23 protein-coding genes are annotated in these 24,080 nt (G+C 75.0%); 8 read left to right on the forward strand and 15 right to left on the reverse strand.

Translation table 11 applies throughout. The annotated features are described in order from the left end of the window. The first annotated feature begins 79 nt into the window (after positions 1 to 79). Positions 80 to 442 (forward strand): GNAT family N-acetyltransferase, encoded by a 363-nt coding sequence (locus tag QSK03_RS07990; RefSeq protein WP_285650195.1) that lies wholly within the window; start codon positions 80 to 82, stop codon positions 440 to 442. Next, the gene (locus tag QSK03_RS07995; RefSeq protein WP_285650197.1) at positions 439 to 783 is read left to right on the forward strand and encodes a UBP-type zinc finger domain-containing protein; all 345 of its coding nucleotides are present in this window, start codon (positions 439 to 441) and stop codon (positions 781 to 783) included. The genes QSK03_RS07990 and QSK03_RS07995 overlap by 4 nt, the downstream gene beginning before the upstream one ends. Positions 784 to 792: 9 nt before the next feature. On the opposite strand, the gene QSK03_RS08000 is transcribed toward QSK03_RS07995, so the two are convergent. The 5 genes from QSK03_RS08000 to QSK03_RS08020 form a co-directional block, all read right to left on the reverse strand. After that, positions 793 to 1,548 (reverse strand): FAD-binding oxidoreductase, encoded by a 756-nt coding sequence (locus QSK03_RS08000; protein ID WP_285650199.1) that lies wholly within the window; start codon positions 1,546 to 1,548, stop codon positions 793 to 795. Next, positions 1,523 to 2,134, reverse strand: coding sequence for a sulfite oxidase-like oxidoreductase (locus QSK03_RS08005; protein WP_285650903.1), 612 nt, complete (start codon positions 2,132 to 2,134; stop codon positions 1,523 to 1,525). The genes QSK03_RS08000 and QSK03_RS08005 overlap by 26 nt, the downstream gene beginning before the upstream one ends. Before the next feature lie 108 nt (positions 2,135 to 2,242). Further along, positions 2,243 to 3,160 (reverse strand): fumarylacetoacetate hydrolase family protein, encoded by a 918-nt coding sequence (locus QSK03_RS08010; RefSeq protein ID WP_285650201.1) that lies wholly within the window; start codon positions 3,158 to 3,160, stop codon positions 2,243 to 2,245. 11 nt (positions 3,161 to 3,171) lie between these two features. After that, on the reverse strand, positions 3,172 to 4,230 hold the full coding sequence (locus QSK03_RS08015; protein WP_285650203.1) for a cupin domain-containing protein: 1,059 nt from the start codon (positions 4,228 to 4,230) through the stop codon (positions 3,172 to 3,174). Between the two features lie 24 nt (positions 4,231 to 4,254). Beyond that, the gene (locus QSK03_RS08020; protein ID WP_285650206.1) at positions 4,255 to 5,508 is read right to left on the reverse strand and encodes an FAD-dependent oxidoreductase; all 1,254 of its coding nucleotides are present in this window, start codon (positions 5,506 to 5,508) and stop codon (positions 4,255 to 4,257) included. 84 nt (positions 5,509 to 5,592) lie between these two features. On the opposite strand from QSK03_RS08020, the gene QSK03_RS08025 reads away from it, so the two are divergent. Then, positions 5,593 to 6,372, forward strand: coding sequence for an IclR family transcriptional regulator (locus tag QSK03_RS08025; RefSeq protein ID WP_285650208.1), 780 nt, complete (start codon positions 5,593 to 5,595; stop codon positions 6,370 to 6,372). Positions 6,373 to 6,379: 7 nt separating this feature from the next. Here QSK03_RS08025 and QSK03_RS08030 read toward each other — a convergent pair whose 3' ends face one another. Then, a complete protein-coding gene (locus QSK03_RS08030) occupies positions 6,380 to 7,717 on the reverse strand; it encodes an MFS transporter (protein WP_285650211.1) in 1,338 nt (445 codons plus the stop codon). 120 nt (positions 7,718 to 7,837) lie between these two features. Continuing rightward, positions 7,838 to 9,829 (reverse strand): flavin-containing monooxygenase, encoded by a 1,992-nt coding sequence (locus tag QSK03_RS08035; RefSeq protein WP_285650213.1) that lies wholly within the window; start codon positions 9,827 to 9,829, stop codon positions 7,838 to 7,840. Positions 9,830 to 9,958: 129 nt separating this feature from the next. Here QSK03_RS08035 and QSK03_RS08040 point away from each other — a divergent pair, with 129 nt between their 5' ends. After that, positions 9,959 to 10,849, forward strand: coding sequence for a LysR family transcriptional regulator (locus QSK03_RS08040; RefSeq protein WP_285650216.1), 891 nt, complete (start codon positions 9,959 to 9,961; stop codon positions 10,847 to 10,849). Between the two features lie 13 nt (positions 10,850 to 10,862). Here the strand turns inward: QSK03_RS08040 and QSK03_RS08045 are convergent, their stop codons facing one another. Beyond that, positions 10,863 to 11,708 carry an SDR family oxidoreductase gene (locus QSK03_RS08045; protein WP_285650218.1) on the reverse strand — a complete coding sequence of 282 codons (846 nt, stop codon included), beginning with the start codon at positions 11,706 to 11,708 and terminating at the stop codon, positions 10,863 to 10,865. 77 nt (positions 11,709 to 11,785) lie between these two features. Here QSK03_RS08045 and QSK03_RS08050 point away from each other — a divergent pair, with 77 nt between their 5' ends. Then, positions 11,786 to 12,832 carry an LLM class flavin-dependent oxidoreductase gene (locus QSK03_RS08050; RefSeq protein WP_285650220.1) on the forward strand — a complete coding sequence of 349 codons (1,047 nt, stop codon included), beginning with the start codon at positions 11,786 to 11,788 and terminating at the stop codon, positions 12,830 to 12,832. Next, positions 12,833 to 14,533 (forward strand): class I adenylate-forming enzyme family protein, encoded by a 1,701-nt coding sequence (locus tag QSK03_RS08055; protein WP_285650222.1) that lies wholly within the window; start codon positions 12,833 to 12,835, stop codon positions 14,531 to 14,533. It abuts the gene before it with no gap. On the opposite strand, the gene QSK03_RS08060 is transcribed toward QSK03_RS08055, so the two are convergent. From QSK03_RS08060 to QSK03_RS08090, 7 genes are all read right to left on the reverse strand, one after another. Beyond that, on the reverse strand, positions 14,534 to 15,349 hold the full coding sequence (locus tag QSK03_RS08060) for an oxygenase MpaB family protein (RefSeq protein ID WP_352231960.1): 816 nt from the start codon (positions 15,347 to 15,349) through the stop codon (positions 14,534 to 14,536). Continuing rightward, complete coding sequence (locus tag QSK03_RS08065) at positions 15,346 to 16,482, reverse strand: acyl-CoA dehydrogenase family protein (RefSeq protein WP_285650224.1); 1,137 nt, start codon at positions 16,480 to 16,482, stop codon at positions 15,346 to 15,348. Before QSK03_RS08065 ends, QSK03_RS08060 begins: the two co-directional genes overlap by 4 nt. A gap of 17 nt (positions 16,483 to 16,499) precedes the next feature. Further along, entirely contained in the window at positions 16,500 to 17,189 is a 690-nt protein-coding gene (locus QSK03_RS08070) for a GntR family transcriptional regulator (protein WP_285650227.1), read from the reverse strand. 298 nt (positions 17,190 to 17,487) lie between these two features. Continuing rightward, positions 17,488 to 18,804, reverse strand: coding sequence for an MFS transporter (locus QSK03_RS08075; protein ID WP_285650229.1), 1,317 nt, complete (start codon positions 18,802 to 18,804; stop codon positions 17,488 to 17,490). Further along, entirely contained in the window at positions 18,801 to 19,619 is an 819-nt protein-coding gene (locus QSK03_RS08080; protein ID WP_285650231.1) for an IclR family transcriptional regulator, read from the reverse strand. The genes QSK03_RS08075 and QSK03_RS08080 overlap by 4 nt, the downstream gene beginning before the upstream one ends. A 113-nt stretch (positions 19,620 to 19,732) precedes the next feature. After that, a complete protein-coding gene (locus tag QSK03_RS08085; protein WP_285650233.1) occupies positions 19,733 to 20,908 on the reverse strand; it encodes a cytochrome P450 in 1,176 nt (391 codons plus the stop codon). Beyond that, positions 20,908 to 22,125 (reverse strand): PucR family transcriptional regulator, encoded by a 1,218-nt coding sequence (locus tag QSK03_RS08090; protein ID WP_285650235.1) that lies wholly within the window; start codon positions 22,123 to 22,125, stop codon positions 20,908 to 20,910. Before QSK03_RS08090 ends, QSK03_RS08085 begins: the two co-directional genes overlap by 1 nt. Before the next feature lie 141 nt (positions 22,126 to 22,266). Between QSK03_RS08090 and QSK03_RS08095 the strand changes: the two genes are divergently transcribed. Together QSK03_RS08095 and QSK03_RS08100 are read left to right on the forward strand one after the other, a co-directional pair. Beyond that, a complete protein-coding gene (locus QSK03_RS08095; RefSeq protein ID WP_285650238.1) occupies positions 22,267 to 23,562 on the forward strand; it encodes an MFS transporter in 1,296 nt (431 codons plus the stop codon). A 218-nt stretch (positions 23,563 to 23,780) separates the two neighbouring features. Beyond that, the gene (locus QSK03_RS08100; RefSeq protein ID WP_285650239.1) at positions 23,781 to 24,068 is read left to right on the forward strand and encodes a hypothetical protein; all 288 of its coding nucleotides are present in this window, start codon (positions 23,781 to 23,783) and stop codon (positions 24,066 to 24,068) included. The last annotated feature ends 12 nt before the right edge of the window (positions 24,069 to 24,080 follow it).

A 24,080-nucleotide genomic window follows, 5' to 3' on the forward strand; every position in this document is an offset into this window, starting at 1 on the left:
GCGCCGCGCCCTCCCGACCGTCAACGCCGGGTGCCGCAGGTCACCGGCGCCCGGTGGACCGGCGGAGCAGGATGGGGTCATGGCAGACGAGAGCGCCGAGGTCCGCGTCGACCTCGCCGCGGACACGGCCGTCCTGCACGTGGACGGCGTCGAGGCGGGCCACGCCGACCTGCACCACCGCCACGGCGGCCACGATGCGCCGGCGGCGATCGTCCTGGTGCACACCGAGGTCGACGACGCGTACGCCGGGCGGGGCCTCGGCGGACGCCTGGTGCGCGCGGTGTTCGACGCGGCGCGCGCCGACGGCCTGCCCGTCGTCCCGCGCTGCCCCTACGCGCAGCGCTGGCTGCGCTCCCACCCCGAGTACCTGGCCGACGTGGCGCCACGCGACCGCGAGGAGCTCGGGCTGGACACTCTCGACACCACCGAGGAGGCGTCATGAGCGACACCGAGATCGACCCGCAGGCCGCGCCGTCGGGCACCGGGTGCCTGGAGTGCGACGCGAGCGGCGGATGGTGGTTCCACCTGCGTCGCTGCGCCGCGTGCGGCCACATCGGGTGCTGCGACTCGTCACCGAGCCAGCACGCGACGAAGCACGCCCGCGAGCAGGGGCACCCGATCCTCACGAGCTTCGAGCCCGGCGAGGACTGGTTCTTCGACGACCGCGACGGCAGCGTCGGCCGGGGCCCGGTGCTCGCCGGTCCGCAGAACCACCCCGAGGACCAGACCGTCCCCGGCCCGGCGGATCGCGTGCCGTCCGACTGGATGCAGCACATCCACTAGGGCCGGCCGCTAGCCGGTGGGGCCGAAGCGCTCCACGCGAATCGTGCCGGCGGGCTGGCCGGCGTCGACGAGCAGCGTCTCCATCGCGCCGGTGAAGCGCGCGGAGCCGCAGAGGTAGACGGTCACCTCCGGGTCGACGAGCCCGGCGATCACCGAGGCGTCGAGCCGCCCGCCCCCGGGCTCCCGCGTCAGCGCGATGTGCGCCCCGGCGGCCTCGAGCTCGCCGGCGTAGGGCAGCAGCTCGCGGGTCCGGGCGGTGACCGCGAGGCGCAGCAGCTCGGGCTCCCCGAGGTCGGTCGCGTGGCGCAGCATGCCGACCAGCGGGGCGACGCCGCTGCCGCCGCCGATCGCGACCGCCGGGCTGCCCCCGCTCCACACGAACCAGCGCCCGATCGGGCCGCGCACCTCGAGGTCGTCGCCCGGCTCGACGACGTCGGCGAGGAACCCCGAGACCTCGCCGTCGGGGATCCGCTCCACGAACAGCTCGACCAGGTCGTCGCCGGGGGCCGAGGCCACCGAGTACGACCGCTGGGCGGTGTAGCCGTCGGGGGCGCGCAGGCGCACCACGTAGTGCTGGCCCGGGTGGTGCTGCACGCGCTCGGGCACGGCCAGGCGCAGCATGACGGCGTCGACCGACGGGTGCGCGACCTCGACGACCCGCGCGTCGCGCCACTTGGCCGCGGCCCGCCGGTCGTTCGGCCCCCCGGCCCGGTCGTCGGGAACGACGTACCCGGTGTCCTCAGTCCCCGTCGAAGCGCTGCTCACGCCAGGGGTCGCCTCGCTCGTGATAGCCGTTCACCTCCCAGAAGCCGGGCTCGTCGTGGTCGAGCAGGGTGATCCGCTCGATCCACTTCGCGGACTTCCAGAAGTACAGGTGGGGCACGATCATGCGCACCGGCCCGCCGTGCTCGCGGCTCAGCGGCGAGCCCTCGTGCTCCCAGACGATCCACGCCTTGCCGCCGCGCACGTCCTCCAGCGGCAGGTTGGTGGTGTAGCCGGTGGTCGAGCGCTCGACGACGAAGCTCGCCTCCGGCTGCACGCCGACCGCGTCGAGCAGCGTGTCCAGCGAGATGCCGGTGAAGTTGGTGTCGAGCTTCGACCAGGTCGTCACGCAGTGGATGTCGCCCGCGTACACCGACGGCGGCAGCGCCCGCAGCTCGCGCAGCGTCCACGTCGTCGGCGTGTCGACCAGCCCGTCGACCGTGATGCTCCAGCGGTCCGCGTCCACGCGCGGCGTGGCCTCCGCGGTGAGCACCGGCCACCCCGCCCCGACGTCGTACTGCCCCGGAGGCAGGCGCGGATCGCGCTCCCCCCGCCGCCGCCCCAGGAACCCGCGCGTGGTCGCCACGATCGATCACTCCGTCCTCACGTCACTGCGCGTCGACAGTACGGGGCGCCGCTCCCGATGACGCCCCTCGAACAGAGCAGTTCTGTGTGACCTCTGCGCGACGACCGACGTTCAGCGGCCCACGGGCACGGACGGCTCCGGCGTCGGCGGCGGGACGGGTCCGCGCCCCGCGCCGCTGGTCGGGCAGGCCACGGCGTGGTCGGCGGCCACGGCCACCTGCAGGTCCGGCAGCCCCGACAGCGACAGCGTCACCTGCTGGCCGGCGATGATCTCGCCGACACCGGCCGGGGTGCCGGTGGACAGGACGTCGCCGGGGCGCAGCGGATAGCACGACGACGCGTAGGCGACGAGGGCCGCCACGCTCCAGATGAGGTCGCGGGTGCTCGCGCGCTGGCGCACGTGCCCGTCGACGGCGCAGACGAGGTCGACGTCGGTGGGGTCGACCTCGTCGGCGGTGACGAGCCACGGCCCGAGCGGAGTGAAGGTCGCGAACGACTTGCGCAGGGACCGGTCCTCGCCGCCGCGCATGGTGATGTCGAAGCATCCGGTGTAGCCGAGGACGTGGTCGAGCGCGTCGGCCTCCGTCACGTGCCGGGCCTCCCGCCCGATCACCACCGCGAGCTCGCCCTCCTGGTCGAAGCGCCGGTCGGTGTAGGGCAGCTGGACCGTGCCGCCGTGCGCGAGCACCGACGCGGGCGCCTTGAGGAACACCCCCAGCGCGCCGACGTGGCTCGTCTGGCTCATCTCGACCATGTGGTCGTGGTAGTTGACGGGCGCGGCGAGCACCGTGCCCGGGTCCGGCACGACGGGCGCGAGCGCGAGGTCCCGCAGGGCGAGCCGCGGGCCGGCGTCGGGGGTCAGCGCGCCGCGCAGGGCGTCCCAGGCCCCCGCGAGGGCGCGGATCGGGGACAGGCCGGCCGCGTCGGTGCGCGCCCGGACCAGGTCGGTGAGGTCGGTGACGGACGCACCGTCGGGGTCGACGAGCCCGACCCGGTCGGCGCCGCCGGCGGTGAACGAGACGAGACGCATCGCGGGCCTCCTCAGGCCTGTGGGTCGACGACGACGTGGCGGTCGAGCCGCAGCGCCTCGAGCACCGGGGCGTCGGACAGCACGAAGACGTCGGCGGGCCCCGCGTCGTCGGCGCGGTGGTCCACGGCCGCCCACGAGGGGACGGTGATCATGTCGCCCGGGCCCCAGGCGAACCTCACGCCGTCGACCGTGGTCGTGCCGTGCCCGGAGAACGCGACGCGCACCGAGGAGCCGGCCGTGCGCGTGGTCGCGGTCCGCGCTCCCGGCCGCAGGCGCTCCATGCGGCAGCGCAGGGTCGGCAGCACGTCCCGCCCGGTGGCCGGGTCGGTGAACGTCACCCCGACGCTCGGCTCGGCGGCCCGCAGCGCGAGGAGGTCGGTCAGCGCCGCGTCGGTGTGGGCGCGGCGGTAGACCGACAGCGGCGAGTGCCCCGCCGGGGCCGGCACGCCGTCGGGCCGCAGGCCGGGGTGCCCGTGCAGCGCCTCGCCCGGTGAGCGGTCGGGCGCGGCGGTGTTCGGGGCCTCGTCCTCGCGGGTCTCGAAGAACACGGCGTCGAGGGCGGCCACCATCGGCAGGTCCAGCCCGTCGAACCAGATCATGGTGTCGTCGCCGGGGTTGTGGTGCTCGTGCCACGTGCCGCCCGGAGTGAGCACGAGGTCGCCGGGGCTCATCGGGCACGGGTCGCCGTCGACCGCGGTCCACACCCCCTCGCCCTGCAGCACGAACCGCACCGCGCCCGGGGAGTGCCGGTGGGCCGGCGCGGTCTCGTGCGGGCCGAGGAACTGCACCGCGGCCCAGAGCGTGGACGTCGCGAACGGCAGCCCGCCCAGGCCCGGGTTGGCCAGCGCGAGCACCCGCCGCTCGCCCCCGCGCTCGATCGGGATGAGATCGCCCGAGCGGTGCGCGAGTGCGGACAGGGTGTGCCACGGCCACCGGTGCCCGCGGGTGCCGCCGCGCGGCGTGGGCGTCATGAGGTCGCGGGTCTGGGTCCACAGCGGCTGCAGCCCGGCCGCGGCGACGTCGCCGTAGAACCGCTCGAGGGCGGCGGTCTCGGACTCGAGGGTGGTCATCGATGTCTCCCCTGGGTGGACGTGTCACGAGGCCGCGGCGTCGAGCGGGCGCCCGATGCCCTGTTCGGCGACGGCGGTGAGCAGCGACGCCCGGCGCAGCCAGACGCGGGCGGCGGCGGGGTCGGCGGCGGTGGCGCGCAGCGCGGCCTGGTTCTCGGCGCGCACCGCCGGGTCGCGCTCGGCCATCATCTGGGTGTTGCGGTGGGTGTCGGCGCGGACGTAGTCCAGGGCGACCCCCCGCCGCACCGTGTCGTAGGCGGCGAGCTCGCCGCGCAGGTCTCCGGCCCCTCCGCCCGCACCGGCCGCGCGGACCAGCCGGCGGCCGAGGTCGACGGCGTCGTGGATGCCGGCGTTGAGGCCCATCCCGCCCATCGGGGAGTTGATGTGCGCGGCGTCCCCGGCGAGGACGACCCGGCCGTCGTGGAAGCGGTCGGCCACGCGCTGGTGCACGGCGTAGATCTGCCGGTCGAGGATGCCGTAGTCGCGGCCGATGTCGGCGAAGCCGCGCAACCGGCGCTGCAGGGCCGTCGGGTCGAGCGCCTCGGCCGGGTCCTCCTCGGGCGGGATCGGGAACAGCACCCGCCACGACTCGGGGGTGCGGAGCACGAAGACGAACTCGTCGGGGTCGGCGATGTAGCTGACCTCGGCGAGGTCGGCGTGCACGTCGGGCACCTCGGCCCGCAGGTCCTCGGCCACCGAGATGATGAGGAACCGCTGCGGGTAGGTGACCCCCTCGAAGCTCGCCCCGAGCAGCTTGCGCACCGCGGAGGCCGCGCCGTCGGCGCCCACGACGAGCGACGAGGGGTACGAGGCGCCGTCGTCGGTCGTCACGGTGGCGCCCTGCGCGTCCTGGTCGAGCCCGGCGGCCCGGGCCGAGAAGTGCTGCGCCACGCCGAGCTCCTGCAGGCGCCGCAGGAGGATCTCCACGAGGCGCTGCTGGTTGAGCTGCAGGCGGAAGGGGAAGCGCGTCTCGTCCGCCAGCAGGCCGAGATCGAACTCCGCGACGAGCCCGCGCCGGCGGTCCCGGTAGTGGTAGCGCGGCACCCGCAGGCCGCGCGCGAGCATCTCGTCCGCGACGACGCCGCCGTCGATGCCGGCGAGCAGCTCCATCGTCGCGGCGTGGAAGGTCGAGGCCCGCCAGTCGGTCCGGTTGACCGTGTCGGCCTCGAGGACGCGCACGGGCAGGCCGGCGTCGGCCAGCGACCAGGCGGTGACGAGCCCGACCGGGCCCGCCCCCACGACGGTGACCGGACGGTCGGCGGACGCGGCGAGCGACATCGGGTGGTGGTCCTCTCTCTCGGTCCCGGTCCGGGACGCTAAGCGCGCTGTCCGCCCTACGGGACGAATGGTGGGATGTGTTCTGTGGAGCGGAACCCGGACACGACGGCGGAGGACCAGGCGCTGCCGACGTACGCCATCGAGTCGGTCGACAAGGCCCTGCAGATCCTCGTGATGCTCCGCGAGCGGCGGCGGGTACGGGTGGTCGACGTCGGCGAGGAGCTCGGCGTCGCCCGGTCCACCGCCCACCGCCTGCTCGCGACGCTCGCCCACCGCGGGTTCGTGGTGCGCGACCCCCGCGACCGCAGCTACCGCGGCGGGCCCGAGCTGCTCGGCCTCGGGGCGGTCGGCGAGGTCGATCTCCGCGCCGCCGCGGGCGAGCACGTCCGCGCGCTGTCGGCCCGGCTGCGCGAGACCGTCAACGTCATGGTGCTCGAGGGCGCGTCGTGCCGGTTCCTCGACGGGGTCGCCGGCGAGCGCCCGCTCGGCACCCGCGTGCGCACCGGCGCGGTGCTGCCCGCCCACATCGTCTCCGGCGGGAAGGCCCTGCTCGCCGAGCTCCCGCCGCGCGAGGTGGACGCGCTGTTCGGCTCGTCCCTGCGCCGGATCACGCCGGCGACGATCGTCGACGTCGACGCGCTGCACGCCGAGCTCCGGCGGATCCGCGAGCAGGGGTACGCCGTGAACCGCGAGGAGAGCGAGCCGGGGCTCTCGGCCGTCGCCGTCGTGGTCCGGGCCGGCACCCGGGCCGTGGGTGCGGTCGCGGTCTCCGCCCCGACCCAACGGCTCGACGACGACGGTCTCGCGACCGCGCTCGAGGAGCTGCACAGAACCACCGCGGCCATCGGCGCCGAGCTCGGCTGACCCGACCTCACGCGGTCGCCGACACCGGCGCCGCGGCCGCCTCGTCCGCCGCGGGCGAGCGCGCCGCGAGGCGCCACACCGCCAGCCCGGAGATCAGCGACAGCAGGCCGATGTAGGCGGCGATCGCCTGCGAGGTGCCGGTGGCGGCGAGGATCGTGGCCGCGAGCAGCGGGGTCACGCCGCCGCCGAGCACCGCCCCGAACTGGTAGGACAGCGAGGCCCCGGAGTAGCGCACCGCCGTCGGGAAGGCACCCGACACGATGATCGCCTGCACCGCGGCGAGCATCCCCAGCACCAGGCCCATGAGCAGCATGGCCACGGCCACCGCGGGCGTGGCGCCCGTGTCCATCAGCCCGAACACCGCGAAGGGCACGACCACGCCGAGACCCGAGGCGAGCAGGAAGATCCGCACCGGGCCGACCCGGTCGCACAGGGCGCCCGCGGTGATCGTGACGGCGAGGTAGAGCACGGAGCCGCCGATGATCGTCAGCAGCATCGTCTGCTGGGGCAGCTTGACGGTGCCCGTGCCGTACGAGAGCAGGTACACCGAGAGCAGGTAGCCGAACGACGACGGCGCGAGGGTGATGCCCATGCCCAGGACCACGTTCCGCGGGCTGGTGCGCAGGACCTCGAGCACGGGCAGGCGCCGCACGCCCTCGGTGCGCTGGGTGGCGCGGAACTCGGGGCTCTCGGTGAGGCGCAGGCGGATCACGAGGGCCACGACGACGAGCAGGGCGCTGAGCACGAACGGGATGCGCCACCCCCAGGCCGCGAAGCCCTCGCGGCCGAAGGCGAGCGACGACACGAGGAAGACCACCAGCGCGGAGAGCGATCCGGCGGGCAGCCCCATCTGCGGGAACGACGAGAACCAGCCGCGACGGCCCGGCGGGGCGTGCTCCATCGCCATGAGCACCGCGCCGCCCCACTCGCCGCCGACCCCGAGCCCCTGCACGAAGCGCAGCGCGACGAGCAGGATCGGGGCGGCGATGCCGATCGCGGAGTACGTGGGCAGCACGGCGATGAGGAACGTGCCGATGCCCATGAGCAGCAACGAGGCGACCAGCGTCTGCTTGCGGCCGAGCCGGTCGCCGAAGTGACCGAAGACGATCCCGCCGACCGGGCGCGCGATGAAACCGACCGCGAAGGTGCCGAAGGCGGCGAGCGTCGCCGCGGCCGGCGAGAAGTTCGGGAAGAACTGCGGCGCGAAGATCAGGGCGGCGGCCGCGCCGTAGATGTTGAAGTCGTACCACTCGATCGCGGTCCCGATGAACGTCGCGCGGGCGACGCGCCGGGCGTGCGCCGGCGTGGGGTCGCCCGCGTCGGTGCGGGGCGGGGCTGTCGACACGGGGACTCCCTGGTCGGTGGTGGTCGGTGGTGGTCGGTGCTGGCCGGTGCTGGTCGGTGCTGGCCGGGCGGGCAGGAGGTGGTCCGGGACGCTAGGAGCGGGCGCGCAGGGTGCGACGCGTCACGCCGAGGTGTTCTGCTGGCCAGAACGGCGAGGGTGGAACGCGTACTCGGCGAGGTCCGGCTCGCGGACCATCCGCCAGTAGTCGATGAGCGGGAACGGCCAGACCTGGGACACCCGCCCGGTCGCGTTGCGGTACCAGCTGTTCACGGTCGCGGCGCCCCAGGCCATGCGCGCGCTGCCGGCGTCGACGCGGGTGTTGTAGGCGTCGTGGGCCTCGGGCCGAACCTCGACGGCGGCCGCGTCACGATCGAGGAGCTCGCGCAGGAGACCGAGGACGTGGTGCACCGCGATCTCGGAGAACAGCAGGATGCTCCCGTTGATCACCAGGCCGGTGTTGGGCCCGAAGACGCAGAACAGGTTGGGGAAGCCGGGCACGTGCACGCCGAGGTGGGCGCGGGCGTCACCGGCCCACTGGGCGTGCAGGTCGCGACCGTCGCGCCCGCGGACGGCGATCGGCGCGAGGAAGTCCTCGGCGTGGAAGCCGGTCGCGTAGACGACGACGTCGACCTCGTGCTCGGTGCCGTCGGCCGTGCGGAGGCCGGACGGGGTGATCTCGGTGATGCCCTCGGTCACCAGCGCGACGTGCTCGCGGTGCAGGGCCGCGGCCCAGACCCCGTTGTCGCGCATCATCCGCTTGGCCCCGGGCGGGTAGTCGGGCACGACCTTGGCGAGCAGGTCGGGCCGGTCGCCGAAGCGTGCCTCGAGGTTGGCCACCAGCGCCTGCCGCAGCGCCTCGTTGCGCGCCGACACCGACACCGGGTGCTCCCACTCCGGGTCCACCTCCATGAACGGACGGCGCCCGTCCACGGAGGTCCAGAACTGGAGGAACCGCAACCAGCGGGGATAGTGCGGCAGCGCGCGGGCCAGCGCGCGGGCGGGCTCCGCGATCGGCTCGTGGTAGGTCGGGGTCGGGGCCATCCACGGGGGCGTGCGCTGGAAGACCGTCAGCGACGCGACGCGGTCGACGATCGAGGGCACCACCTGGTAGGCGCTGGCGCCGGTGCCCACCACCGCGACCCGGCGGCCGGCGAGGTCGACGTCGTGACGCCAGCGCGCGGTGTGGAACGCCGGCCCGGCGAAGGTGTCGCGGCCCGGAACGTCCGGGAGCTTGGGCCGGTTGAGCTGCCCGGTCGCGCTGATCACCGCGTCGGCGACGAGGGTGAGCTCTCCCCCGTCGCGGTCGCGGGCCGTCACCGTCCACCGCGCGGTGTCCCCGTCGTACACGGCGGCGGTGACCTCGTGGCCGAAGCGCACGAGCCGGCGCAGGTCGAGGTCCTCGGCGACGGAGCGGAAGTAGGCGTGGACGTCGTCGCGCGCCGAGAACTGGTGGGGCCAGTCGGGGCGCTGGGCGAAGGAGTAGCTGTAGGCGAAGTTGGCCGTGTCCAGGCGGGCGCCGGGGTAGCCGTTCTCGAGCCACACGCCGCCGACGTCGTCGTTGCGCTCGAGCACCGTGACGCCCACGCCGGCCTGCGTGAGCCGGTGCGCGGTGACGAGGCCGGACATGCCCGCGCCGATGACGACGACGTCGAGGGTGCGCCCGGGGGCGACCTCGTCCACGGTCCACGTCGGCGCGCCGACGTCGTCGGGCAGGCCGAGCTCGTGCGCCATGAGCGGCAGGTACTCGTCGCCGACGTCGCCCGCGACGAACCGCATGAGCCGCCGCAGGGTCGCGGTGTCCGGCTCGGGGGCCACCGGCATCCCGGCGTCGCGGAACGCGCGCAACGCCGCCACCGCCCGCGCCCGGGCCTGCTCGACGACCTCGGCGGACATACCGCCCTGGGGCTCGACGCGGTCGGGCAGCAGGCGCAGCGGGGGCCGCAGCGCGTCGTCGACGAGGTCGAGGTCCCCGGTGAGGTGGGCGAGCGCGGGCAGCAGAGCGGGCATCTCGGCCGCGTGCACGGCCGCGACGAGCGCCGCGTCGTCGGCGAGCAGGCGCGCCGGCTCGTCGGTGACGGCGGTCGGTGCGGGGGTGACCGTCGGGGTCGCCATGGACTGCCTCTCGTTCGCCGGTGCTGGCCGGTCCACGATGCGGTCGGGCCGCCGACGTGGGGAAATGGCGAACCGGACGGCGGTGATTCCGCGCGGGAATGACCGGGGTCACAGGAGACGGAGGTGCCCGTGGAGCTGCGTCACCTGCGCTCGTTCGTGGTGGTCGCCGAGGAGCTCCACTTCGGCCGCGCCGCCGCGCGCCTGTACGTCGTCCAGCCGGCCCTGAGCAAGCAGATCGCCGCGCTCGAGCGCGAGCTCGACGTCGTGCTCCTCGAGCGCGACCGCCACGGCGTCGCCCTGACGACGGCCGGGCGGGCCCTCCTGGAGGACGCGCGGCGCGTGCTCGCCCAGGCCGACGCCGCGGTCGGGCGGGCGCAGGCGGTGGGCCGGGGCTCGACGGGGACCCTGCGCCTCGGCTTCATCGCCCCCGTCCTCTACGACCTGCTCCCCGGCCTGCTGCGTCCCTTCCGCGCGCGCTACCCGGACGTGCGCCTGGTGCTCGAGGAGATGCACAACCGCGAGGCCGTGCAGGGCGTGCTGGGCGGCCGGGTGCAGGTGGCGTTCGTGCGCCTGCCCGTGTCGCCGGAGCCGGACCTGCGGGTGCGCCCGGTGCGCAGCGAGGGGCTCGCGGTGGCGGTGCCCGCCGGGAACGCGCTCGCCGGCGACGACGGGCCGCTGTCCGTCGAGGACCTCGCCGACCAGGACCTCGTCCTCATCGGGCGCGCGCAGGAGCCCGAGCTCCACGACTCCTACCTCGCCCTGTGTGCCGCGCACGGCTTCAGCCCGCGCGTCGCCCACGAGGTCGACCGCACGCACGTCGCCGTCGGCCTCGTCGCCTGCGGGCTCGGGGTGGCGCTGGTGCCGCGGTCCGCACTGCGGGTCGCCCACCCCGACGTCGTGTACCGCCCGCTCGAGGAGCCGACCGCGCGACTGACCGTCGGCGTCGCCTGGCGCGGCCCCGACGAGGATCCCGTCGTGGCCAACTTCCTCGCGCTCTGCCCGGCGCCGGAGGGTTCCTGACGCCGGTCGGTCCTTAGCGGTCGGGGACGTGGCGGCGCTGCGGTGGGTCGGCGCCCTCGGCGACGGCGACCCGGGTGCGCGCCGCGTGGGCGATCCACGCCGGGTCGCTCGACGCGACGAACCGCCCCTCCTCGACGGCCACGAGGGCGGCGTCCGCGGCGACGGACGGGTCGACCCCCTCGGTGATCCCGCGGGCGAGCATGTCCACCGTGGCCGCGGCGACGGCGTCGTCGCGCCGCGGTGGAGGCGGCCCGAGGCGGTCGGGCCAGTGGTGGCGCTCGTTGAAGGTGGTCGCGACGGCGCCGGGGCACAGCACCGTCACCCCGACCGCGCTCCCCGTGCCGGCGAGGTCGCGGTGCAGCGACTCCGCCAGGGCGAGCAGCGCGTGCTTCGTCGCCGCGTACGGCGCCATCGCCGCCCCCGCCGACCACGACGCGATCGACCCCGTCACGAGCACGTGCCCGCGATCCCGGGCGACCAGGCCGGGCACCGCCGCGTGCAGCAGGTGCACCACGCCCCAGAGGTTGACGTCGACCACCCAGCGCCAGTCCGCGAGCGGGGTCTCCCACAGCCGCGCCGGGTGGCCGGGGACGCCGGCGTTGGCGGCCACGAGGTCCACCCGCCCGTGGCGCTCCTCGGTGTCGGCGACGACCTGCGCGACGGCGTCGGCGTCGGTGACGTCGAGCGGCACGGCGGTCGCGGCCCCTCCCAGCGCGTCGCGCGCGCCGCGCAGGGCGGCGGCGTCCCGGTCGGTGAGCACGACGTGCAGGCCGCGCCGTCCGAGGCCCGCGGCGAGCGCGCGCCCGATCCCGCTCGCCGCACCCGTCACGATCGCGACGTCACCCGCCCGCAGCTCCATGCGGCGATGCTCCCCCGGGGAACACCGCCGCGCCGGGTGTCGTTGCCTCCACGAGACCGCCTCCCGGAGGAGCTGCCGTGCCCACGCCTGACGTCCCGCTCGAGAAGCTGGGGTTCCTCACCCTCGGAACCTTCGACGGCGACGACCCCGGCCCCGGGATGGAGTCGACGCTGCAGGTCGCGGAGCTGGGCGAGGAGCTCGGGTTCGACAGCGTCTACCTGCGCCACCGGCACTTCCAGACCGGCATCTCCTCTCCCATCGCGATCATGGCGGCGCTCTCCCAGCGCACCTCCCGGATCGCCATGGGCACGGCGGTCACGCCGCTGGGCTGGGAGAACCCCCTGCGCATGGCCGAGGACCTGGCGACGGTCGACATCCTGTCCGGCGGACGGCTCGAGCCCGGCTTCAGCGTGGGCCCGCCGATCCACTGGGACGACGTCAAGGCCGCGCTCTACCCCGACACCGCCGACGCCGAGGACCTCACCTACGAGCGCGTGGCCCGGCTCCTGCGCATGATCCGCGGCGAGGCCGTCAGCACGTTCTCCGGCACCGCCGGGTTCGAGGAGTTCTCGGCGCGGGTCGAGCCGCACTCCCCCGGTCTCGGCGACCGCATCTGGTACGGCGCGGGCAGCAAGCGGTCGACGCAGTGGGCCGCCGAGCAGGGCCTCAACCTGCTCACCAGCAACATCATCAAGCCCGAGGACAGCGACCTCGAGACCGACGGGAAGTGGGACTTCGCCGCCATCCAGCAGCGCCAGATCGCGCTGTTCAAGGCCCACCACCCCGACGGCGACGCCGCCCGCGTCTCGCAGGGGCTGGTCGTGATCCCGACCGACTCGGCCACGCCCGAGCAGCGCGCCAAGTACGAGGCCTACGTCGAGAAGCGCACGCCCCGGACGTCCGCCCCGATGGGTCCGCCCGGGCCGGGCCTGCTCGCCGCGCCCGACGTGCTGGGGACGTCGGACGAGGTCGCCGAGAAGCTCTACGCCGACGCCGCCTTCCGCGAGGTCCGCGAGGTCGTGTTCGCGCTGCCGTTCACCTTCGAGCACGAGGACTACGTGCAGATCCTCACCGACATGGCGACGAAGCTCGGCCCGGCGCTGGGCTGGAAGGCCGCCGCGTAGATGGGCGAGCACGCCGACCGGACCGGTCTGGGCCCGCTGCTCGCGGAGCTGACGGCGCCGGGCGGGGAGTTCGCGATGCTCCCCACCGTCGTCGACGGCGTCCCGATGCGCGTGCACGAGCGCGGACCGCACACCCTGCGCGAGCTCTACCTCGCGACGCCCGCGCCCGACGACCGCGTGGCCACCGTCTACGGCTCCGAGCACGTCACCTACGACGAGCACCGGCGGCGGGTCGCCGCCCTCGCCCGGTGGCTGACCCGCGAGCAAGGGCTCGCGCCGGGCGACCGGGTGGCCGTCGCGATGCGCAACGTCCCCGAGTGGACCGTGGCGTTCTGGGCGGCGATCGTCTCGGGCCTCGTGGTCGTGCCGCTCAACGCCTGGTGGACAGGCGAGCAGCTGGCCGGCGCGGTCGGGCACGCGGACGCCCGGGTGATCGTCGCCGATCCCGAGCGGGTCGCGGCGCTCGCGGGCCGGGCGGACCTGCCGCCGATCGTGCGGGTCCGCGGCGAGGGCCGGGCGCCGGACGGGGTGCTGGCGTGGGAGGACGTCGTCCGCGCCGCCGACGAGCTCCCGCTGCCCGCCGTGGAGCCGGCCCCCGACGACATCGCGACGCTGATCTACACCTCGGGCACCACCGGGGCGCCCAAGGGCGTCGTGAGCACCCACCGCAACCACGTGGCGAACGCCCTCAACGTCGCCTGCCTGGGCCGGGCGGTCGCGCTGGCCGCGGCGCGGCGCGGCGACCCGGTGGCCGCCCCGGCCCGCCCCGGGACGCTGCTGGCGTACCCGATGTTCCACATCGCCGGGCTCAACGGCCTGTACGGCGCCGTGCTCTCCGGCGCGACGCTCGCGCTGATGCACCACTGGGACCCCGACGAGGCGCTGCGCCTCATCGCGACCGAGCGGCTGACGAACGCCTCGGGCGTGCCGGCGGTGCTGCGCGACGTCGTCGAGCTGGCCGTCGAGCACCCCGCCGAGACCGCCTCGCTGACCCGCGTCGCGATGGGCGGCGCACCGATCCCGCCGTCGCTGGTCCAGCGGGTCGCCACCGAGCTCGCGGGGCGCGCGTCGGCCGCCAACGGGTACGGCGCCACCGAGACGACGTCCGCGGTCTGCGCCAACACCGGGGCCGACTACGCCGCCCACCCGGACAGCGTCGGGCGGCCCGTCCCCGGCACGGAGCTGCGGATCGTCGACCCGGCGACCGGCTCCGTCGACGCCGAGGTGGGAGACGGCGAGGTCGGCGAGCTGTGCTTCCGCGGCCCGCAGATCATGCGTGGCTACTGGCGCGACCCCGAGGCCACCGCCGCCGTCCTGCACGACGGCTGGCTGCGCAGCGGCGACCTCGGCCTGCGCCGCGACGGCTGGGTGCACGTGGTCGACCGCGCGAAGGACGTCGTGGTCCGCGGCGGGGAGAACGTCTACTGCGGGGAGGTCGAGGCCGCCCTGCTCGCACAGCCGGGCGTCCACGAGGCGGCCGTCGTCGGCGTCCCCCACCCGCGGCTCGGCGAGGACGTGGCGGCCGTGGTCGTCGCCACCCCGGGCGTCACGGGGGACTCAGACGCCCTGCGGGCCGCCCTGGGGGCGACACTGCCCCCGTTCGCGGTGCCGGCCACGGTGCTCTGGCGCGACGAGCCGCTGCCGCGCACGGCGACCGGGAAGATCCTCAAGGACACGCTGCGGCGGGACCTGGCCGGCTGATCAGACCAGGGGCCGCCCGAGCGCGCGACGCACGCGCAGGTCGGTGAGCGTCGTCGAGTACGGCGCCTGCCGCACGGGGGCCGGCAGTGGGTGCAGCACGGTCCCCAGCCGCCGCAGGTGCGTCTCGAACCGCCGCTGGTCGTCGCGCGACCACTCCAGGCCGAGCAGCGACCGGAACGGCTCGTGCAGGAACCCGGTCGTGACGAACGACCGCGTCGACGCCGTGGCCCGGCGCACGGGCTCCGGGAGGAAGTCGCCGCGGAGCAGGCACCCGAAGTACGCCCGCACCGCGTCGTCGATCCGGACGTGGGCGAGCCCGTCGTCCCACGCGTCGTCGAACGCGGCCCGGTCGGCGGGCCATTGCTCGGAGCGCATCTGCAGCGTCGTCCCGAGCACCGCGCACTCCCGGTAGACGTCGTCCGGCAGCCGCATCCCGGGCTCGCCGGCGAGCAGGCCCCAGGTGTCCTCGAAGGCCCGGTACAGGCACAGGGCCACCCACCGCTGCAGCTCCGGGTCGAACGCGTCGTAGTCCACCGGGCTGCCCGCCGTCGCGTGGACGTGGGCGTGCGAGCGGCCCACCGCCCGCCGGTAGTCGCGGCGCTCGTCGACCGTGCCCAGCAGCGCGACGGCGAGGTAGGCGTTGGTCGTCCGGAAGCGGTGCAGCGGGTGGAGCATGACGTTGCCGGAGTCGACCCGGCTCTCGGCGACCCCGTGGCCCACGCCCGGCCACGACAGCTCCATGATCACGTTGGCGGTCGCCGAGAGCACCACGGGCCCGAGGACGAGGTCCCGGGCCGTGTCCGGCAGGCGCGTCACAGGCCGTAGGACTTGCCGATGATGTCGCGCTGGATCTCGCTGGTGCCGCCGTAGACGGTTGACACCACGCTCTGGCGCAGCAGGCGCTCCATGCCGTACTCGGTGGCGTAGCCGTAGCCGCCGAGCATCTGCATGCCCTCGAGCGAGAGGTGCTTGGCCAGCTCGGTGGCCTTGAGCTTGGCCATCGACGCCTCGCGGGGGAACAGCGCGCCGGGGTTCGCGTCGATGGTGCGGGCGGTGTCGTGCACGAGCAGCTTCGTGGCCGCGAGCTCGGTGGCGTTGTCGGCGATGCGGTGGCGCAGCGCCTGGAAGCTGCCGACGGGCCGGCCGAACTGGTGGCGCTCCTTGACGTAGGCGACGGTGTCGTCGAACGCCCGCCGCGCCAGGCCGAGCATGAGCCCGGCGAGGATCATGCGCTCGAGGTTCAGCCCGGCCATGAGCTGGCGCCAGCCCTGCCCCTCGGTGCCGACGACGGCGTCGGCCGGCAGGTGGCAGTCGGTGAAGTAGAGATCGTTGACCTCCTTGCCGCCCATCGTCTCGATGCCGTGCATCTCGAGGCCGTCGGCGTCGGTGGGCACCATGAACATCGTCAGCCCGTCGTGCTTGCCGCCCTCGGTGGACGTGCGCGCCACCAGCAGGATGTGCTGCGAGATGTGGGCGTTGGAGCACCACGTCTTCTGGCCGTTGACCACCCAGCCGTTCTCGGTCTTCTCGGCCTTGCACGTCAGGCCGCCGACGTCGGACCCGGCACCGGGCTCGGACATCGAGATGGCCAGCAGCTCACCGTTGACGACGTCGCCCAGCAGCTGCTGCTTCTGCTCCTCGGAGCCGCTGCGCTCCAGGGCCGCCGCGGTGATGATCGTGGTGCCGAAGCCGCCGATGGGGATCTGGTGGTACGAGGTCTCCTCGAGGAAGACCAGCAGGTCGGTCATCGACCCGCCGGAGCCGCCGTAGGCCTCGGGCAGCGCGATGCCCAGCCAGCCCTGGTCGGCCATCTTGCGGTAGATCTCCATCGAGTGCGGGCCCTCGGCGGTGAGCTCGTCGCGGCGCGCCTTGTCGGGCACCTCGCGGCGGGCGAACTCGCCGATCGCGCTCGCGAGCGCCTGCTGCTCCTCGGTCAGGGTGACGGGCATCCTCGGCCTCCTCCTGCTCAGCGTGTCTCGTCCCAGAAGCCGACCGCCTCGAGGTGGGCGACGAGCAGGTCGCGTCCGTCGAGGACGTGCCCCTCCATCGCCGCCCGGGCGGTGTCGGCGTCGCCCGACGCGAGCGCGTCGAGCAGGTCGCGGTGCGCCGCGACGGTCGCGGTGCGCCAGGCCTGCCGGTCGGTGTAGAAGCGCGGCGGCAGGTAGTGCGCGGCCCGGCCGACGAGCCAGGCGAGCTTGCGGGCGCCGGCCGCGCGGTTGAGCGCGGCGTGGAAGCGGTGCTCGGCCTCGGCCAGCGCGAGGTCGCCGGGCTCGCCGCCCTCGATGATCGCGTCGACCTCGTCGGCCAGCGCGCGCAGCCCGGCCACGCCGTCGGCGTCCAGGACGGACGCCGCCCGGGCCGCGAGCTCGCCGGTGAGCTGCGCCTGGACCGCGAACAGGTCGACGACGTCGTCGCGGTCCAGCGGCGCCACCACGAACCCGCGCCGCGGCAGCGCCCGCACCATGTCGTCCGCGCGCAGCGCCTGCAGCGCCTCCCGGACCGGCGTGGGGCTGACGCCGAGCTCGACGGCGAGGCGATCCGGGCGCAGGAACGTCCCCGGGCGCAGGACGCCGGAGAGAATCCGCTCCCGCAGCTGGAGGGCCACCTGCTCGGGCAGCGCAGGCGCGTCCCCGAGCACAGCCTCCGCACCGGTCACGGGCGCGACGATATCCTATGGGATTTGTCGCGGCCAGCGGCAGCCCGACGCAATGGCGGGTGGCGGGTTCACGGGAGCTATCCAGGATGATCTCCCGAGAACGTCGTCGACGTGGCCACGCTGCTGACACCGCCGGGCGATCGTTCCGGAGAGCACCCCCGGCCTCCGCACGGCCGCGGGGAGCGAGCGGCGGACGGGCAGAGTTGCGAGATCAGGAGCGCGGGACACACCCGGCACGGCCGCGCGCGGTGCGTGGCGCGCTCCTGATCTCCCTACGTTTCCGGCGCCGGTTCGCGGGTCAGGCGGGCGCAGGCGCCGGGTCCCGCGACCCGGCACGGCGCACCAGCCGGTCCGCGGCCAGCGCGCCGATCCCGGAGAGCACCGTGATCACGACCAGGTACGCCGCCGCGCCGGGCATCCCGAGCGGGGAGGCGAGCAGCAGCGTCGTGAAGATCGGGGCCAGGGCGCCGCCGACGATGGAGCCGAGCTGGTAGCCCACCGAGGCCCCGCTGTAGCGGATCCCGGTCGGGTAGCACTCCGCGGCCAGGGCGGCGGACGGTCCCCACATCGGCGCGGACGCCCAGCGCGCCCCGGCCACGGCGAGCGCGATGAGCAGCAGCGAGCCCGACGCCAGCAGCGGCAGGAACGCGGCGGCGACGACGGCCGTCGCGACGCTGCCGACGACGATCGTGCGGGACAGGCCCCAGCGGTCCGCGCCCGCCGAGACCCACAGGATCAGCGGCACCTCGAGCACGGCGACGACGAGCACGATCGCGATCAGCGGCGCCCGGGGCAGCCCGAGGGCGCTCGTGCCGTACTGGATGACGTAGGTCGCGGCCATGTACCCGATGCCGGTGATGCCCGTGAACATCGCGATCCCGCAGAGCACCTGCGGGAAGTGGTGGCGCAGCACCGAGGCGAGCGGCAGCGCCATCGACGACCCGGTGCGCCGGGCGGCCACGAACTCCGAGCTCTCCTCGATCCGCAGCCGGACCCAGAGGCCGACGAGGACGAGCAGCGCGCTGAGCAGGAAGGGGATCCGCCAGCCCCAGGAACCGAACGCGTCCCGGGGCAGTGCCGCCGCGAGCACGAGGAAGATCGCGTTCGACGCGATGAGCCCGATCGGGACGCCGAGCTGCGGGAAGCTGCCGTAGAAGCCCCGCTTCGACTCCGGGGCGTGCTCCACCGAGATCAGCACCGCGCCGCCCCACTCGCCGCCGACCGCGAAGCCCTGCACGAGACGCAGCACGACGAGCAGGACCGGCGCGAGCGCACCGACGGCGGCGTAGGTCGGCAGCACGCCGATGAGCGTGGTGGCGGCACCCATGGTGACCAGGGTCGTGACGAGGGTGGCCTTGCGGCCGATCCGGTCGCCGAGGTGTCCGAACACCACGCCGCCGATGGGGCGCGCGACGAAGCCGACCGCGAACGTCGCGAACGCGGCGAGCGTGCCCGTCAACGAGGAGACCTGCGGGAAGAACTGCGGCGCGAACACCGTCACGGCCGCCAGGCCGTAGATGTAGAAGTCGTACCACTCGATCGACGTGCCGACGAGGCTCGCCAGCGCGACCTTGCGGACCTCGCGGACCTCGCGGCCCGACCGCGTGCCGGTCATGACCGACCTCCCTGCGGGTTCGTGTGGCGGCGCCGGGGGCGGCCCGCGGCGAGGGCGTGCGAGACGCCGGCGGCGCTGGTCCGCACGAGCGGGGCGAGCACGGACACCGGCGGACGGCCGTGGTGGGCCACCACCGAGAGCGCGGCCACGACCTCGCCGGTGGCGTCGTGGACGGGCGCGGCGACCGAGGTCGCGTCGTCGGTGATCTGGCGCTCGCTGACCGCGTAGCCGCGCACCCGGGTCGCGGCGAGCGCCTGGCGGACCCGCGTGGGATCGGTGAGCGTCCACGGCGTGTGGCGGGTGAACGGCCCGTCGAGGACGCGCTCGACGACGTCGGTCGGGGCGTGCGCGAGGAGCACGAGCCCGACGCCGGTGGCGGTCATGGCCCAGCGCCCGCCGACCCGGGTGAGCACCCCGACCGCCCGGGAACCGGCCAGGCGCTCGACGTAGACGATCTCGTCGTCCTCGCGCACCGCGAGCTGGACGTTCTCCCGGGTCACGGCGCAGAGGTCCTCGAGGTAGGGCAGCGCCCGCTCCCGCAGGCCCGGGCCGCGCGGGGCGAGCGCGCCGACCTCCCAGAGCCGCAGCCCGACCTGGTAGCGGCCGCGCGCGTCGCGCTCGAGCGCACCCCAGGCCTCGAGCTCGGCGACCAGCCGGTGCGCCGTGGACAGGGGCACCCCCGAGCGCCGGGAGATGTCGCTGAGGCTCAGCGTCGGGTGCGCGTCGGAGAACGCCTCGAGCAGGCGCAGCGCCCGGGCCACGACCGGTCCCGTGGACGCCCGCTCGACCCCGTCGACGGGCTGCGTGGCCGTCATGACCCCTCCGGTGGCGTCGGCGGCACGGATCCGCGGAGTGTGCGGTCTGTCACGGGCTGTACCCAACAGTGGTTTCCGGATGCCGGAAGCCGCGTTGGCCCGCGCGAGCCTCCTCAGGCCGCCGTGAGCCGCACGGGCACGCTCGCGAACCCCCGCAGCCAGTTCGAGAGCCGGGGCCGCGACGGGCCCGCGGGCTCGATCCGCGCGACCCGCCGGGCGAGGGCGCCGAGGAGCGCCTCGGCCTCCATCCGCGCGATCACCTGCCCGACGCAGTTGTGCACGCCGGCACCGAAGGCGGTGTGGCCCGCCGCCTTGCGGTGCAGGTCGTAGGAGTCGGGCGCGTCCCACCGGCGCGGGTCGCGGTTCGCGGCGCCGAGCATCATCAGCAGCTTCTCGTCGGCCCGGACGACGGTGTCGCCGATCGCGACCTCGCGGGTCGCCGTCCGCCCGATCACCGGGCTCGGCGTGTGGAGGCGCAGCGCCTCCTCGAACGCCGCCCGCGCGAGGTCGGGGTCGTCGCGCAGCACCGCCCACTGGCCCGGCCGGCGGGCCAGCTCGTGCACCGCCGAGCCGAGCGCGAGGATCGTCGTGTCGATCCCGGCCGAGAGGAACGAGCGCACGAGCAGCGCCGCGTCGTCGGCCCCGATGTCCCCGGCCGCGGCGTGGGCGTAGATGGCCGCGCCGATCCCGTCGTCGGACAGCGCGTCGCGCCGCATCTGCCAGGTCACGTACTCCCGGGCCCCGCCCGCGCGGCGCTCGGCGTCGGCACGCAGCTCGTTGTGGGGGCCCATCGACTCGAAGTTCAGTGCCGCGTAGGGCAGGAGGTGCTCGCGTCCCTCCGGGGCCATGCCGACGGCGTCGGGCAGGACGGTCATCGGGAAGCGCTCGGCGAGGGCGACCGCCGCGTCGACCTCGCCCACCGCCACCGCGTCGTCGACGACCCGCGCGGCGACCTCCGCGAACCGCGCCGCGAGCTCGGCGAGCGCGCGCGGCGCCAGCACGCGGTTCATCACGCGGCGCGCGGCGGTGTGCGCGGGCGGGTCCGCATCGAGGAGCACGCTCGGCGGCCGCCAGCCCTCACCGCGGCGGATGTCGGCGAGCCCCGTGCCGGCCGCCGACGACCACGTCGACCAGTCCCGGAAGACCGCCGCGACGTCGGCGTGCCGTCCGGCGGCCCACACGCCGTGCGCGGGGAGCCACACGACGCGCGCGGCCTCGCGGATCGCCGTGTCGGTCGGCACCGGGTCGGCGAGGACGTCGGGGGCGAACGGGTCCACGTCGAGCTCCACTACCCCTCCTCGTCCTCCGGGGCCACGAGGGCGAGGGCCAGGAGCAGGCGGTCGCGGGCGTCGGCCAGGCAGCGGCCGGTGAGCGACTCGAGACGGGCGAGGCGGTACATGACGGTGTTGCGGTGGCAGTAGAGGACGCCCGCCGCGCGGGAGGGTGAGCCGTCGGCGTCGAGGACCGCGCGCAGGGTGCCGAGCAGGGTGTGGCGCTCCCGGGGCGGCAGGTCGAGCAGGCCGCCGAGCGCGGCGCGGCGCAGCCGGGGCACGAGGTCCGCCGACTCGGCGAGCAGGGCCTCGGGCAGGCGGTCGTCGAGGCTCGCCGCGGCGCCCGTCCCCGCGGGCAGCGTGCGGGCCGCGAGCCGCGCCCAGCGGTGGGCGAGGTCGAGCCGCCCGAGGCCGCGCACCGGGGGTGAGACGCCGACCGGCCCCGCCGCGCGCCGGGCCAGCGCGTCGACCACCGCGGGCAGCGCGACGACCGCGTCCTCGGTGGGCAGGACGATGCCGACGACCTCCGCCGAGCGCGCGTGCCAGATCGACGTCGCGACGCCGGCGAGGGCCTCGGCGGGTGCCGGCAGCGGGTCGTCGTCCCCGTCCCCGCCGTCGGGGGTCGGGGCGACCACGCACAGCACCTCGGCGTCCTCGGGCACGTCGAGCAGGCGGGCGGCGTCCCGGGCCATCGCGGGCTCGCGGCCCCGTCCGCCGAGCAGCCCTTCGAGGACCGCCCAGCGCCGTCCGAGCTCGAGCCCGCGCAGGCGGGACTCCTCGCGGCGGTAGGCGTCGACGAGCCGGTCGGAGCTCGCGTCGAGGATCCGCCACACGTCGTCGGCGACCACCAGCAGCTCGGCGTCGTGGGCCCCGGCGAACCGGGTGCGCGAGACCGCGCGCATCCGTTCCCACACCAGCCGCCCGCACTGCCGGTAGGCGCGCAGCACCACCTCGAGCGGCACGCCCTGGCGGGCACGGCGCCGCCCGGTGTCGACGGTCAGCGCGCCGGCGTCGACGTCGGGCGGCAGGTCACCGGCGAGCTGGGTGAGCAGCCGCTCGAGGCTGGCCCGGCACGTCGCGCGCAGATCGTCGCGGACCGGCACGCCGAGGGCGCCGTAGACGTCCTCCCGCTCGAGGATCCGGGCCGTCAGGCGGTCGGCGAGGTCGTCGACCTCCTCCAGCAGCGCCCGGCAGAGCACCGTGAGGGTGCTGCCGGTGGTGAGCGGGACGGCCACCCCAGCAGCATGCCGTGCCACGCGCTGTGCGGTCCATGTCACATCTTGTGCTCGGCGCCCATAGGAGATCGGGGGACCGCACGACGAAGCTTCCGGGTCATGACGGCCACGGGAGCAGGCGCGCCGGTCGACAGGAGCGCCGTGCGCAGGACCTCGCTGGTGAGCCTGCTCGGCTCGACCATCGAGTGGTACGACTTCTTCATCTACGGGACCGCCGCGGCGCTGGTCCTCAACACCGCCTTCTTCCCGAGCGTCGACCCGTTCATCGGCACGCTCGCGGCGTTCAGCTCGTTCGCCGTCGGGTTCATCGCCCGCCCGGTGGGCGGCATCATCTGGGGCCACTTCGGCGACCGGATCGGGCGCAAGAAGGCGCTGGTGTCGGCGCTGTTCCTCATGGGTGCGTCGACGACGCTCGTGGGCCTGCTGCCGAGCTACGCGACGATCGGCGTCGCGGCGCCGATCCTGCTGTTCGTGCTGCGCATCCTGCAGGGCCTCGCCGTCGGCGGGCAGTGGGGCGGCGCGGTGCTCATCGCCACCGAGTACGCCCCGCCGGACCGGCGCGGGTACTACGGCAGCTTCCCGCAGCTCGGCGTGCCCATCGCGGTGATCGTCTCCAACGGTCTGTTCCTCGCCCTCGAGGCGGGCCTGGGCGAGGAGGCCTTCGAGTCCTGGGGCTGGCGGGTGCCGTTCCTGCTGTCCGTGCTGCTCATCGGCGTCGCCCTCTACGCGCAGCTGCGCCTGGAGGACACGCCCGCCTTCAAGGAGATCCAGGCGCAGGACGCCGGGAAGAAGCGCTCGCCGATCATCGAGGTGCTGCGCTCGCACCCGAAGCAGGTGCTCCTCGCCGCGGGCTCGTTCATCGCGGTCAACGGCGGCTTCTACGTCTTCATCGTCTACGCGCTCTCGTACGGCACGAAGGTGCTCAAGCTGCCCGAGACGACGATGCTCGTCGGCATCCTCGGTTCGAGCGCGGTGAACCTCGCGCTCATCCCGCTGTTCGCACTGCTCTCCGACCGCATCGGCCGGCGCCCGGTCTACCTCGCCGGCGCGATCGGCACGGTGCTCGCCGCGTTCCCGGTGTTCTGGCTGATCGACACGCGCTCGACGTTCCTGATCTTCCTCGGACTGCTCATCGGCGGGATCGCGAACTCGGCGATGTACGGGCCGCAGGCGGCACTGTTCGCGGAGCTGTTCAGCGCCGAGGTGCGCTACTCGGGCGCGTCGCTGGGCTACCAGATCGGCGCGGTCCTCGGCGGCGGGCTCGCCCCGCTCATCGCCGCCTCCCTGTACGAGGCGACGGGCACCTCGGCGTCGGTCTCGGCGTACCTGCTGGTCATGGGCGTGATCACGGCCGTCTGCGCGTACCTGCTGCACGAGACGCACAAGCCCCGCGACCGGGCCACCGTCCACGAGCGTTCGGCGACCGCCGGCGACTAGCGCTTCGGCGGCTCGCCGCGCCACGTGAGCGACCGCGCGTCGAGCTCGCGCGGCAGCGGGTCGCCCTCGGCCAGGAGCCGGGCTACCGCGGCGTGGACCGGATTACTGGCTGGTGTCCCTCGCCAGGTGAGGGATACCAGCCAGTAGCACTTCTACACGAACCCCGGGCGGGGGCACGGTGCACGGGTCGAGCGACGTCGGAACGGGCACGCTCGGAGATGACCGCGACGACGACGGTGCCCGCCCTCCCGCCCACCGAGCCATCGCCGGACCCGGAGCGTGTGCGGCAGAGCGGGCCGGACGGCGTCACGCTGCCGATCCCGTGGCTCGGCACCATCGAGATCTCGAAGCCCGAGCTGGCCTACGTCGGCGGCATCGCCGGCCTCGCCGCGCTCGGCGTCCTCGAGTGGCCCATCGCGCTCGTCATCGCGGGCGGGCACGTCCTCGCCGCCGACCGCTCCAGCAGGACCGTGCGGGACCTCGGCGACGCGATGACGGCGGCGTGACGGGTCTACTGG

This window comes from Actinomycetospora sp. NBRC 106375, assembly GCF_030269665.1.
GTDB lineage: Bacteria > Actinomycetota > Actinomycetes > Mycobacteriales > Pseudonocardiaceae > Actinomycetospora.

What these genes read in the sequence shown, in the direction of transcription:
- QSK03_RS08080 (WP_285650231.1), bottom strand. Translation starts at nt 19,619, where the DNA reads ATGACGGCCACGCAGCCCGTCGACGGGGTCGAGCGGGCGTCCACGGGA.
- QSK03_RS08065 (WP_285650224.1), bottom strand. Translation starts at nt 16,482, where the DNA reads ATGCCCGTCACCCTGACCGAGGAGCAGCAGGCGCTCGCGAGCGCGATC.
- QSK03_RS08100 (WP_285650239.1), top strand. Translation starts at nt 23,781, where the DNA reads ATGACCGCGACGACGACGGTGCCCGCCCTCCCGCCCACCGAGCCATCG.
- QSK03_RS08020 (WP_285650206.1), bottom strand. Translation starts at nt 5,508, where the DNA reads ATGTCGCTCGCCGCGTCCGCCGACCGTCCGGTCACCGTCGTGGGGGCG.
- QSK03_RS08015 (WP_285650203.1), bottom strand. Translation starts at nt 4,230, where the DNA reads ATGACCACCCTCGAGTCCGAGACCGCCGCCCTCGAGCGGTTCTACGGC.
- QSK03_RS08055 (WP_285650222.1), top strand. Translation starts at nt 12,833, where the DNA reads ATGGGCGAGCACGCCGACCGGACCGGTCTGGGCCCGCTGCTCGCGGAG.
- QSK03_RS07995 (WP_285650197.1), top strand. Translation starts at nt 439, where the DNA reads ATGAGCGACACCGAGATCGACCCGCAGGCCGCGCCGTCGGGCACCGGG.
- QSK03_RS08010 (WP_285650201.1), bottom strand. Translation starts at nt 3,160, where the DNA reads ATGCGTCTCGTCTCGTTCACCGCCGGCGGCGCCGACCGGGTCGGGCTC.
- QSK03_RS08075 (WP_285650229.1), bottom strand. Translation starts at nt 18,804, where the DNA reads ATGACCGGCACGCGGTCGGGCCGCGAGGTCCGCGAGGTCCGCAAGGTC.
- QSK03_RS07990 (WP_285650195.1), top strand. Translation starts at nt 80, where the DNA reads ATGGCAGACGAGAGCGCCGAGGTCCGCGTCGACCTCGCCGCGGACACG.
- QSK03_RS08045 (WP_285650218.1), bottom strand. Translation starts at nt 11,708, where the DNA reads ATGGAGCTGCGGGCGGGTGACGTCGCGATCGTGACGGGTGCGGCGAGC.
- QSK03_RS08035 (WP_285650213.1), bottom strand. Translation starts at nt 9,829, where the DNA reads ATGGCGACCCCGACGGTCACCCCCGCACCGACCGCCGTCACCGACGAG.